Annotated in this window: 12 protein-coding genes; 10 read left to right on the top strand and 2 right to left on the bottom strand. The window is 40.2% G+C overall.

Annotated features, from left to right (window positions below; all coding sequences use genetic code 11):
* Positions 1-510: 510 nt before the first annotated feature.
* Positions 511-696 (bottom strand): hypothetical protein, encoded by a 186-nt coding sequence (locus tag J5X92_RS19385; protein WP_187447677.1) that lies wholly within the window; start codon positions 694-696, stop codon positions 511-513.
* A gap of 79 nt (positions 697-775) precedes the next feature.
* Here J5X92_RS19385 and J5X92_RS19380 point away from each other — a divergent pair, with 79 nt between their 5' ends.
* The 3 genes from J5X92_RS19380 to J5X92_RS19370 are packed head-to-tail and all read left to right on the top strand — an operon-like array spanning position 776 to position 2,504.
* Complete coding sequence (locus tag J5X92_RS19380; RefSeq protein WP_187447676.1) at positions 776-1,288, top strand: hypothetical protein; 513 nt, start codon at positions 776-778, stop codon at positions 1,286-1,288.
* Complete coding sequence (locus tag J5X92_RS19375) at positions 1,272-1,568, top strand: hypothetical protein (protein ID WP_208806326.1); 297 nt, start codon at positions 1,272-1,274, stop codon at positions 1,566-1,568. The genes J5X92_RS19380 and J5X92_RS19375 overlap by 17 nt, the downstream gene beginning before the upstream one ends.
* Before the next feature lie 12 nt (positions 1,569-1,580).
* Positions 1,581-2,504 (top strand): hypothetical protein, encoded by a 924-nt coding sequence (locus J5X92_RS19370; protein ID WP_187447674.1) that lies wholly within the window; start codon positions 1,581-1,583, stop codon positions 2,502-2,504.
* Positions 2,505-2,541: 37 nt separating this feature from the next.
* On the opposite strand, the gene J5X92_RS19365 is transcribed toward J5X92_RS19370, so the two are convergent.
* Positions 2,542-2,928, bottom strand: a complete 387-nt coding sequence (locus J5X92_RS19365) for a hypothetical protein (protein WP_187447673.1) — start codon at positions 2,926-2,928, stop codon at positions 2,542-2,544.
* A gap of 311 nt (positions 2,929-3,239) precedes the next feature.
* Here J5X92_RS19365 and J5X92_RS19360 point away from each other — a divergent pair.
* The 7 genes from J5X92_RS19360 (at position 3,240) to J5X92_RS19330 (ending at position 11,610) form a co-directional block, all read left to right on the top strand.
* Positions 3,240-4,390 (top strand): IS3 family transposase gene (locus J5X92_RS19360; protein WP_085929704.1). Its coding sequence is split into 2 segments (ribosomal slippage): positions 3,240-3,516 and positions 3,516-4,390, totalling 1,152 coding nucleotides; the frame shifts between segments, so codons are not numbered across the junction.
* Positions 4,391-4,788: 398 nt separating this feature from the next.
* A complete protein-coding gene (locus J5X92_RS19355) occupies positions 4,789-5,811 on the top strand; it encodes an AraC family transcriptional regulator (protein ID WP_008305458.1) in 1,023 nt (340 codons plus the stop codon).
* Positions 5,812-6,072: 261 nt separating this feature from the next.
* Entirely contained in the window at positions 6,073-6,861 is a 789-nt protein-coding gene (locus J5X92_RS19350; protein WP_008305457.1) for an enoyl-CoA hydratase/isomerase family protein, read from the top strand.
* A 40-nt stretch (positions 6,862-6,901) separates the two neighbouring features.
* The gene (locus tag J5X92_RS19345) at positions 6,902-8,140 is read left to right on the top strand and encodes a beta-ketoacyl synthase N-terminal-like domain-containing protein (protein WP_008305456.1); all 1,239 of its coding nucleotides are present in this window, start codon (positions 6,902-6,904) and stop codon (positions 8,138-8,140) included.
* A gap of 57 nt (positions 8,141-8,197) precedes the next feature.
* A complete protein-coding gene (locus J5X92_RS19340; RefSeq protein WP_008305455.1) occupies positions 8,198-9,343 on the top strand; it encodes an acyl-CoA dehydrogenase family protein in 1,146 nt (381 codons plus the stop codon).
* 59 nt (positions 9,344-9,402) lie between these two features.
* The gene (locus J5X92_RS19335; protein ID WP_008305454.1) at positions 9,403-10,179 is read left to right on the top strand and encodes an SDR family NAD(P)-dependent oxidoreductase; all 777 of its coding nucleotides are present in this window, start codon (positions 9,403-9,405) and stop codon (positions 10,177-10,179) included.
* Positions 10,180-10,503: 324 nt separating this feature from the next.
* Positions 10,504-11,610 (top strand): CaiB/BaiF CoA-transferase family protein, encoded by a 1,107-nt coding sequence (locus J5X92_RS19330; RefSeq protein ID WP_008305453.1) that lies wholly within the window; start codon positions 10,504-10,506, stop codon positions 11,608-11,610.
* Positions 11,611-11,853 lie beyond the last annotated feature (243 nt).

Here is an 11,853-nt window from a genome sequence, read left to right as displayed (position 1 = left end):
AACCACCTCCGCAGCCATTTATTGGTGTGGTCTACAGAGGATTATGTCTTTTTAGAGGGGAAAATCCCTAGAACCCCCCTATGGGACGTTATAAAAATCCGTATTTCCCCATTGCTGAAATCACGTATTTCGCAGAAAAGTTTGCTAGTGCTGAATTTTACTCATTGGACTTTGTCGACTTTATCCAACAGGTCACAATGAAATTACCTCAGTATTCAGGAGTGAAGTCGTGCTATTTAGATCCACCGTACTTGCCGTTAGATGGGCAAGGACAAACTTTCACACAATATACAGCTGAAGGCTTTAAAACAGAAAGACATATGGAGATTGATAGACTCTCCAGCTCAATTAGGCCGCATTTTAGCCATGTGCTTGTGTCCAACCATTATTGCAAAACACTAAAGGCCACATACAAGAGCGCGAAACGTGTAATTCGTTTCAAAGTGAGCAGGACGATATCCTCTAAAGCCAGACGTCCTGCTTCTGAAGTGCTTTTATATTACTAAACTTTTAATCAACCTGTCCTTTGTAGTCCCATATTTCCACATCTTCAGGCCTTAATTCTTTTATGGCCCAGTGCCCTATAATTTTAAAAACGCCATTGCTGAATACCGCGTCCAGCCTTGCTGTAGGCGATTTGCTATACAGCACGACCTGGCAATTTTCTTCGGGTAAATCGTTCTCGTCTTTTGTCACAGTTGGATATTTATTGGACCCTAAGAATTTATTCTTATAAGGTTAATTAACGTGGGAAGTTAAGGGATGGTAACTGAAAATGTATAAAATAAAAGATGGATTTCTTCCACTTGATGAAACGTTGGCCATAAATCGAGCCGGTCGACGTAAGGCATTTAGAAATCCCAAAAACTCGATTCAAGATAAAACCAATTCATTTAGCACTTTAACCAAACGTCAATATGCTGGAGTGGAATTAGAGGTAACCCCTCCAGGGTCTCGAAGAACAGCATGGGTTGCAGCCGGCGTCAGTCCGGTAGAAACGGTTTTGGCAGTAATGACTGGCGTCAGTACTTTAGCAACTGTTGGGTCATACTTTTATGCTAGAAGCAGCGCTAAGATGAAAAAAGTACAAATCTGTACACATAAATTCCCAGCCTCACGGAGAATCTGTAGGCAGCCTATCGGTCTCTCTGAAATAAAAATTATTGAAGGGAAAGAATACCTGGCCAGCTATTGCTCAGCCGGCCATCAAAATTTGGTCAGAGTAATCGAGGCAATGGAATCTAAGAAAGCCAGTCATTCAAGCAAGTCTGTTGAGGAAAACATCTGAACCATCGTGGCTGGAGATAAGAATGCCAAAAATTGGCAGTGCATGTCCGAATTGTTCTGATGCCGGCGTGCTGTATTTAGATGAGCTATATGTGAGGTGCGATAATTGTGATTATGAGCGATTTTCGACCCAAGCTGAACTGGACAGTTATATTAATGACGACAAGTTTAAGTCTGATCCCAATCATGAGAGGCTACTTACTCTGATTGAAGAAGAACCCGTCATCAAGCGCAGAGACAGCCGCCCTCTGGGCATGAGAGACTTCACCATCAAACGTTAGTTGGACATCGAATTGATACACAATAATTCATTGATGGACGTGATAGGGATTTACCTTTCACGAAAGAAGAGATATCTGTCTGGAGTGCCAGACAAGCAACTTGCAGAACGTCAATGGCAATTACTAAACAACACGTTCGAGCTTGATAGCGTCAGTATGGTAGTACCTCGTAACGAGGATCTAAATCCGCATGCAAGATTGAGCCATGTGCTCGCGGAGATGTCACTTCGCCCAGGGGGAATAGGTTATTTCCAAGCTAAATACCCCCTAGATAAGGCTACAACGGCGATGTTGGCGCCAAGTGAAACGGTGAAATACAAAGCCCAGAAAATACATCGTTGTCTCAAGGAAAATTGTGATAACAAGTTGTTCCGGTTCGGTAGCTACCAATTCATGCATGAGCTTCACCAAGACGGCGGCATATTCTTTCAAAGTGCTTCAAACTATAAGCACTCTGATAACCTATCTGTGAAAGACGACGAACTTCAACTACAGTTCATTCATTATTTGAGCGAAAAGGAACAGGCGGAAATATCGGGGGCTAAATGTTTCAAATACACAGTGTCGTCACCAGACTTTTTAACGCTTTGTTTCACTGATGCCATCAATTATAGAATGATCGCAGATTGGAATGCTGAAGCAGTCGTCATAATTCATGAACCAGATGAGTTTTATAACCGATTGCGAGTGTGCACAAAGCAATTCCAATCGAACCATACCTTACTAAAGCGAGGGAGCGTGAGGTACATCGATCCGTATTTTGATGGAAAAACCCTTATCGAGAGCGAGCATCTGCCTTTTTGCAAAGACTATAAATTTCAATATCAACAAGAATATCGCTTTGTCATTTGTAATGAGAAACAATTTTCTGAACAGGAGCGGAAAATATATATTGGCTCTTTAACTGATATAGCAACCTTAGTGGACCTTCGATAACGGGGCAGTCTTTCATTTGCCCCATTATTCACGAACATCACAATTCTTGCTGATTAATTTCCATATTAGGGATATATACCAAGGCCGGTAGCCACTCACCAGCGCCATCCCCAGACCAAATAGACTCAACATTATCGGGAACAATTATGGTATGTGTAGAATGAGAGCGTTGAGTAAGACGCCGAGCAGCGGCTATTGCCGGCATCGTTGCTATATCGGTTGGATTAGATAGCATCACCTCGCCATCGAACTCTGAGGCCAATGCGCCCAATTCGCTCTCTGAATTAATTGGTGTATCACTATTCGGCAAAAAGTGAGGATCAGACACCTCATCTTGAAGTACAGCCTTGATATAAAAATCCTTCCCGGGTTCGCTCTGTTTGGCAATCCCATGAACTTTGAGTGCCAGGCCCTCACTCAACACCGAATTCTCCTGATATTGTTCCCAGATATGGCCAGATGATTCAAAAACTTGATACCCAATAATCATGGTTTTCTCCTATTCAGTAACCACGACCAGCCTAAGCTAAAAAGAATTCATCGCTATAAATCTGATGGTGCAACGCAATATAGACAAGCGATTTCTGAGACCGCTTTGAGCGAATAGCAGACGTTAGAGGAGCCTCCGTTGTAGACTAGCTATCTGATCGTATACCGGTCGTTCAGATAACTGATCTGCTTTAATCAAACAGGACACTTTAATAATGGAATATAATCCAATTATTGAGGTGTTAAATGACAAAACGAACAAACAGAAGTTACACGGCTGAATTTAAACAAGAAGCTGTCAAATTGGTAACCGAGCAAGGCTACAGCGTACCAAAAGCAGCAGCGTCTTTAGGTATCACAGATAAGTTACTTTATCACTGGAAAGCTAAATTCGAGGCTGAGCAATCTGGAGCCAGTTTAAATGCGGATGAACGAGCAGAGCTGCTAAAACTACGTAAGGAAAATAAAGAGCTAAGGATGGAAAAAGAGATTTTAAAAAAGGCCAGCGCCCTCCTGCTAAAGGAAACCAAGTAACGTTTAAAACGATTAAGCAGTTATCTTCGGCATTTCCCGTAGTTAAGCTCTGTAAAGTGATGAAAGTAAGCCGTAGTGCTTATTACGCTTGGCTCAAACGGCCAGTCAAAATCATCACAGCAGAGCAACTGAACTTATATCGAATGGCAAAGCACTTCTTCGAGAAAAGCAGAAATAGCTTAGGTTATCGGGAGCTTAGAAAGAAGTTACGCAGAGAGGGCTTTAACGTCAGTGATTATGGCGTTCAGAAGTTAATGGCAACACTTGGCTTAGTTGTGACTCAACGAGTGGCATACAAGGTGACAACCAAACGCAAACACAGTGATGCTGTTGCTGATAACCTGTTGAACCAGAACTTTAACCCTGTTGCACCAAATCAGGTCTGGGCTGGTGATGTGACTTACTTAAGAACAGGTGAAGGCTGGATGTACTTAGCCATTGTTATGGACTTATATTCACGCCGCATCGTTGGTTGGCATATCGACAAACGAATGACGACTGACTTAGTAAGCAAAGCTATGATGAAGGCTTATAACTTGCGCCAACCGCCTAAAGGCTTAGTGTTTCACTCGGATAGAGGCTCACAATACACCAGTAAGCATTATCGTAAATTGCTAGCCAATTTCGGTATAAGAGCGAGCATGGGTGATGTTGGTGCTTGTTGGGATAATGCGGTAGTTGAAAGGTTCTTCGGCAGCTTAAAACATGATTGGCTATTGAAAATACCACAACCAACTCGTGAACATATGAGAAATGATGTAACTGCGTATATGCGCTATTACAACTTAGAGCGACTTCATACCGCTAATGGTGATCTGTCGCCAATAGAATATGAGCAAAGTTCCTTAAGAAAAGTGTCCTGATTTAGTTGCGCAGAACACGTTTGGTGCTACATTTAATGTGTACAATGACGGCTCATACCCAATGCTTAGTATTGGCTATAGATATTAGCTATTACATTAACCCAACCTTCTTTAAGCTAGAGCTCCTTTTCTTCACTTCTTCAACATAAAGCCAATTACATTTAGAAATTGGCTCAACCTATTGTTATTACAGCAGTTCTATTAAAATTGCGTGTTGGCCTATATAAATATCAAATTTAGTCACTATTTAGTTACTTGATAAATGTAATTTTTATTATACTTTTAAATTAGTTAAACGCATTTTGATGATAATTATTTAAAGGTTCTATCATTGTTTTATTCGTGTATCATTATGATAGAAAAATGATAATAATAAAATTAGTGAGTTAATACTTTCTATGACAACATCAACTAATAATGAACCTAAAACTATATTCAGTTGGGCGAGTGCCATTGCGTTAGCATTAGAGTCTGAAGGGATAGACAGCCAAGCTTTGTTTAAAAAAGCTGGCGTTGATTTAGTTACGTCATCAGAGCCAAGTTACCGTATTGAAACCGTTAAAATTACGGAAATTTTTAGGCTGGCAGTAGAAGCAACGGGCATAACAGGTTTTGGGTTGTTAGCTGGTAAAAACTTTCATCCTGGCAGCTTTCACGCGTTTGGTTATTCGTTATATGCGAGTAACAATTTAAATGACTTTTGCCAACGCATAGTACGCTATTTCCGCTTACTTAGTGATAACGGCATTCATACGTTAACTGAAACAAAAGATGATTATGTGTTGGATATTGAAATTATCAATACAGTAACTTGTGATGAAACTATTGAAGGCTGGTTAATGGCTATTGTTCAAATGTGTCGACATATTTTCCGCCCTAACTTTAACCCTTTAAAAGTTCAACTCGTAAGGGAAAAACCAGAAATTGGGGCAGAGTTATTTGAGCAGTCATTTAAATGCCCTGTTGAGTTTTCTTCCAAATTAAACGCGATACATTTTGCTAAAGAAGATATGTTTGTTCAACTGCCTGCAGCAAGTTCTGAATTGGCGCGAGTGAACGATGAAATTGTTATTCAGCATTTAGCACGTTTAGATCGCTCTGATATTGTACGCCAAGTTGAAACTAAAATTATTGAGCTATTGCCTACTGGGGAATGTAATAAAGAGCGTATTGCTTCATTATTAAATATGAGCCCGAGGAATATGCATGGCAAACTAGAACAACGCGATACTAGTTACCAAGAAATTTTAGACGACTTACGCTCACAATTAGCAATTCAATATATTGAGCAAGACTCAATGAGTATTAGTCAAATTACCTATCAACTAGGCTTTACTGATACTAGTAACTTTTCTCGTGCATTTCGTCGTTGGACGGGGCACTCACCAAGTGAATATCGAAAAGCTAAAGCTGAAAATTAAACAAATATAGTATGGGCTTTCGTTTGGAGCCCATACTTAAACTTCCAATTTTCTAAACTTGTTTATTTTAAAATCTCACTCTAATATATTGAATTTTAAACTGTTTATTGTTTTTCTAAATATACCTTCCTAACTATTCCCATACTTTTTTCCTAAACCCATACTTTTGGCTGGTTTTTTTTGCGTTTTTATTTTTTAGAGTAGAACCATCTCAAGACTTAGCGTGTTTATGGCTAACAAAATAAAAATTAGGAATTAGTGATGAGTGAAGCAAACTTACTTTTTGAAAACCGAGATGGTATTGCCTGGTTAACATTAAACCGCCCGAAAGGAATGAATGCAATCAATGGTGAAATCATTGAACTTTATGAAAAGTATATTCCTGAAATAGCTAATAATGATGAAATTAGAGCCGTTGTTATTACTGGCACTGGTGCTGCTTTTTGTGCAGGGGCAGACTTAAAAGAAGTATTGGCATCACAAAAGCTACCTCCTGGAGAGAAAGACTTTTTAGATCGATTATGTGAAAACGTATTTAATCCACTACGTGACTTTCCAAAGCCAGTAATTGCAGCGTTAAATGGTATTACTATGGCGGGCGGTCTAGAAACAGCTATGTGTGCAGATATAGTGGTGGCTGCTGAAAGTGCAGTCATTGGTGATGCTCACGCGAACTTTGGCGTATACCCTGGCGCTGGAGGGGCAGCCTTATTACCTCGAATTATCCCTCACAATGTAGCTAAGTATTTATTGTTTACTGGTGAAACTTTATCTGCACAAGAAATGAAAACATATGGCTTTGTTAACGTAGTTACAAATGATGATGAGCTACAAGATAAAACACAAAAACTTGCACTCAAAATTGCCTCAAAAAGCCCAATTGCACTTCGTCGTATGAAAGAAGTGGCTAATCAAGCTTTAGATAAATCGAGAGATGCAGCATTAGAGCATGAGCAAGTATTGTTAAGAAAGCATATGCGTTCATACGACTTTACCGAAGGCTTAACTGCGTTTTCTGAAAAACGTAAACCGCAATTTATCGGCAAATAGCAAGAGTTGCTTAATTAAGCTAATAATAGGAACCAAGAACATGAGTAATATTTATATCGCAGGTGTTGGCATGACTAAGTTTGGTCGACACATCGAACGTACATTAGAAAGTTTGACTGGCGAAGCAATTGAAAAAGCACTTGCTGATGCTGGTTGTGATAAAGACGAAATTGGAACGGCATTTTTCACTGGCTGTACTCAAGGCCATTTACATGGTCAGGGTATGGTACCCGGACAAGTTTACTTAAGTAAAAATGGTATTGAAGGTATCCCTATCTTTAATGTTGAGAATGCTTGTGCTTCAGGTAGTTCAGGTTTTTATCTAGCCAACCAAATGCTTAAATCAGGTGCATGTGATATTGCACTAGTTGTTGGCGCAGAGAAGATGAATGTAGCCGACAAAGCTAAGATGTTCTCTGTATTTGATGGTGCATGGGATGTGAGCAATCCAGAGCAAAACCTTAAAACTTTATTAAAGCCTGCTGAAGGTTTTGAAGTGCCACCAGGTACAACCTCAGAGCGCCCTTATAGTGTGTTTATGGATGTATATGCAGCTTTTTGTCGTAACCATATGAAAACATTTGGTACAACTCAAAGACAAATAGCGGCAGTGAGCGCTAAGAACCACCAGCACTCAGTTCATAATGAATTGTCGCAATTTAGAGACCCTTATACGATTGATGAAGTAATGGCAGCTCCACCAATTACTTACCCTTTAACTTTACCTATGTGTGCACCTATTTCAGACGGTGCGGCAGCGGTTGTGGTTTGTAATGAAGAAGGGCTGAAAAAATTAAATGCCGAAAAGCGCGCTGTTCGAGTACTTGCTGCTGTTATTCGCAGCGCTACTAGCCGACCAGCTGATCAGTGGGATCAGCACTGTGAGCATTTAGCGGCAAAAGAAGCCTATGAAATAGCGGGTGTTGGTCCACAAGATATGGACGTGGCTGAAGTTCATGATGCAACAGCAATGGGTGAAATTTTACATGCTGAAAACCTTGGTTTAGTTGGTTTTGGTGAAGCTGGACCAGCTGCAGAAAATGGTGACTTTACAATTGGAGGCCGCATTCCAATTAACCCATCAGGTGGCTTAGAGTCTAAAGGTCATCCGCTAGGTGCGACAGGGCTTGGTCAAATTCATGAGCTTGTTGTTCAACTTCGTGGTGAAGCCGGTGCTCGTCAGGTTGTTGGTGCTAAACATGCGGTACATGAAAACAGCGGTGGGTTAGTAGGTATTGAAGAAGGCGCTGTGTCAATTAACATTTTAGCAAAAGCTTAATTTTATTAAGTGGCTAGTATCGACCTTGTAAAAGATTAATGTAATGAGGAATAAATAATGAACTTCCAAATGACTGAAGAACAAGAAATGGCCGTTGAGTCGGTTCGTAAATTCGTACAAAACGAGATTGAACCAGAAATTAGAGCTCACGGTGAAAGCCACTTTAGCAAAGAACAATTGGTAAAGTGGAGCAGTAAATTATCTGAATTTGGCTATATCAGTGCTCCACACCCAGAAGAAAGTGGTGGCTATGGAATGGACTGGAAAACGCATCTTTTAATTTGGGAAGAAGTTGCGGTAGGTTCATTAGATCTCGCGCTTACTGGGTTAATTAACGTAGCAGGTATTGATTTGTTAATTAATAATGCTCCTCAACATATCATTGATGAGTATGTACCAGGTTTAATTTCGGGTGAGAAGTTTATTTCTATTGGTATTTCTGAACCAGATGTGGGTTCAGATGTAGCTGCTGTTAAAACTCGTGCGGTAAAAGATGGCGATGAGTGGGTTATTAATGGCGAAAAAACTTGGATTTCAAATGGCGAACATATGGATATATTCGTTTGTACCTGTAAAACAGGCGAAGGTGAATTAACGCATATTGCTATTCCTGCCGACACACCAGGTTTAGAAGTTAAGGGAATTGAAAAAATGGCGTTAAACAGCCAGTCAACTTCTCAAATTTTCCTTGCTGATGTTCGTGTGCCTGTAGCGAATACGGTTGGCAAAGAAGGTGATGGATTAAAAAATACATTGGTAACGTTTGAACGTGCTCGTTGTCATATGGCGGCTTGGGGTTATTCAATTGCTCGTCGTGCGCTGGAAGAATCTGTTAAATATAGTCAAGAGCGTACACAGCATGGCAAACAGATTGCGGGTCACCAGCTAATTGCACTTAAAATTGCTAAAATGGCAACTGAAATTGATGCGGCTCGACTATTAACTTTACGTGCTGCTGACATGATTGATAATGGTATTCGTTGTGACAAAGAGTGCTCAATGGCGAAATGGTACGGTACTGAAATAGCGGTTACTGCTTGTCGTGATGCTGTGCAAATACACGGTGGTAATGGTGTTACTAAAGAATTTATTGTTGAACGTTTAGCTCGTGAAGCGATTGTTGGACCAATTCCTGATGGGACTACAGAAATTCAGCAGTTGTTAATTGCTCGCTTGTTAACAGGTATTCAAGCATTTAAATAATTCTATCGTTGGTTACTGCAAGTTAACCAGCATGTGTATAAAAATTTGAGAGAAAGTTCATGAATTTGCAAGATAAAGTTGTTGTTATAACAGGTGGCGCTTCTGGCTTAGGTAAAGCGACAGCAGAATATTTAGTAGCAGAAAAGGGCGCTAAAGTTGCCTTGTTTGACCTAAATGAAGACGCAGGCAATGCGACCGTGGCTGAGCTTGGGGAAGATAAGGCTATCTTTTGCCAAACTGATGTAACAAGTGAAGAAAGTATAGATGCTGCGATTGCTGCTGTAATGGATAAGTTCGGTGCAATTCACGGTGACGTTAATGCGGCTGGTATTCCACTACCGTGTAAAATTTTAGATAAAGAAGGTATTGCTTCAAGCCTAAAAAAATACGCTACGGTAATTAACGTTAATTTATGTGGTGTATTTAATGTGATGGCTAAATGTGCTGAACAAATGGCAAAGAATGAGCCAGACGAAAAAGGTGAACGAGGAGTGATTATAAACATTTCATCGGGGGCAGCTTTTGAAGGGCAAATTGGTCAAAGTGCATATTCAGGTTCAAAAGCCGGAGTTAATGGTATGAATATTCCAGCTGCACGAGAATTAGCCCGTTACGGTATTCGTGTAAATTCAATTGCACCAGGTTTATTTGGTACGCCTATGGTTAAGTCGCTAGGTGAAAAAGTGGTTAATTCACTTGTAGAAATGTGTGAAGCGCCTAAACGTATGGGTGAAATGGAAGAGTTTGCACATACTTGTTCTTTCTTATTTGAAAATGGCTATATGAATGGTCGTATTGTCCGATTAGATGGCGCTACAGTGATGCAAGCTAAGTAAGTTCTTAATAAGTTATTAAAGCACCTTTAAGGTGCTTTTATACCAATTGCATTAAATATTTAGTCAGTTCAGAGCTGTGTCAGGGGAGTTAGAACAAAGCAAATTGATGCAGGTGTAGCATTCTCCACTAAAGCAATTTGTAAAGTTATTACTCTCCTGACAAGCTCCCGAAGGGCGAGTTTAAAAGGCTTATATGCTTGCGTTATTGATTTTGATAAGGGAATAACCATTACCTGCAACCAATGCCTTGCCTCTAAGCCTTTTAACTCTCGCTGAATGATCAAATATTTAATTTAATTGGTATTATAACGTGGAGAAAATGAAATGGGACCACTAAACGGTATAAAAGTTGTTGAGTTGGCTGGCTTAGGGCCATGTCCGGCAGCTGGTATGATACTAGCTGACTTTGGGGCTGAGGTTATTTTAATTGAACGTAAAACGGCTAACCCTAACGCTGGTATTGATTTAGATAGCAATAAAGATGCTTCATTTTTTAAGCGTGGTAAAAAGTCGATTGCACTAGACTTAAAAAATCCTGATGATGTTGAAACAGTATTGAAGCTTGTTGAGCAATCAGACGTGTTAATTGAAGGGTTTCGCCCAGGCATTACTGAAAAGTTGGGGCTTGGACCGGAGGTTTGTCATCAGCGCAACCCAAAACTCGTATATGGTCGTATGACTGGTTGGGGGCAAACAGGACCTTTAGCAAAAAATGCTGGCCATGACATCAACTATGTATCAATTACTGGAGCCTTGCATTATGGCGGTTTACCTGACGATGCACCATATCCAACACCAACCTTAGTGGGCGATATTGGTGGTGGCACCTTACCATTGGTCATTGGTATAACTTCAGCGCTTTTATATGCACAAAACACTGGCCAAGGGCAGGTGATTGATGCAGCTATTTGTGACGGCACCATTTATAGCATGGGGTTGTTAACCAGTATTAGGGCGCAGGGGTTGCTACGTGAAGAAAAAGGGCAAGACTTTTTCGGCGCAGGATCTCATTGGTGCAATACTTATCAATGTGCTGACGGGAAATATGTTTCAGTTCAAGCGTTAGAGCCTAATTTTTATAAAGAATTAGTTACATTGTGTGGCTTTGCTGATGATGATGACTTTGCTCAGCAGAACAATAAAAAGTTGTGGCCTCAAGCAAGAGCAAAAATGGCGGCATTTTTTGCAAGTAAAACTCAAGCACAATGCAACGATATTTTAGAAGGAACTGATGCTTGTTATGCACCTGTTTTATCTATTCCAGAAGCAGCTGAGCATGAGCATATTAAGGCGCGTGGCTGTTATACAGGTGAAGGTCAATATTTACAGCCAACACCTGCGCCTAAGTTTAGTGTTAGCCAGCCTTGTATTGGTGAAATTCCTAACGTTGGGCAACATACAGCAGAAATTTTAAATTCGCTGAACAAGTAAATACGAATACTTAACCTCGCACTGGTAAGTGCATTTCTCCTCTGTAGGCTAATTGACTTGGAATGTCCTCGCTTTTAGCCTCTTTTTATTCCTTTTAAAATTCTACATCTTCTTGTATTTGTTCTTTTGTATTAAAAGATGCCTACTTTAGAGTAAATACTTAACTGCATGTTTGCCAATTTTGACCTGATAATTGAGCTCAAAGACAGTTTACTTATAGTCATGAAATTAGAACATTATAAT

Source organism: Alteromonas sp. K632G (assembly GCF_017653625.1).
GTDB classification, from domain to species: Bacteria; Pseudomonadota; Gammaproteobacteria; order Enterobacterales; family Alteromonadaceae; genus Alteromonas; species Alteromonas naphthalenivorans.
Note: the sequence above shows the minus strand (reverse complement) of the source record. Positions and strands in the feature narration are given on the sequence as shown.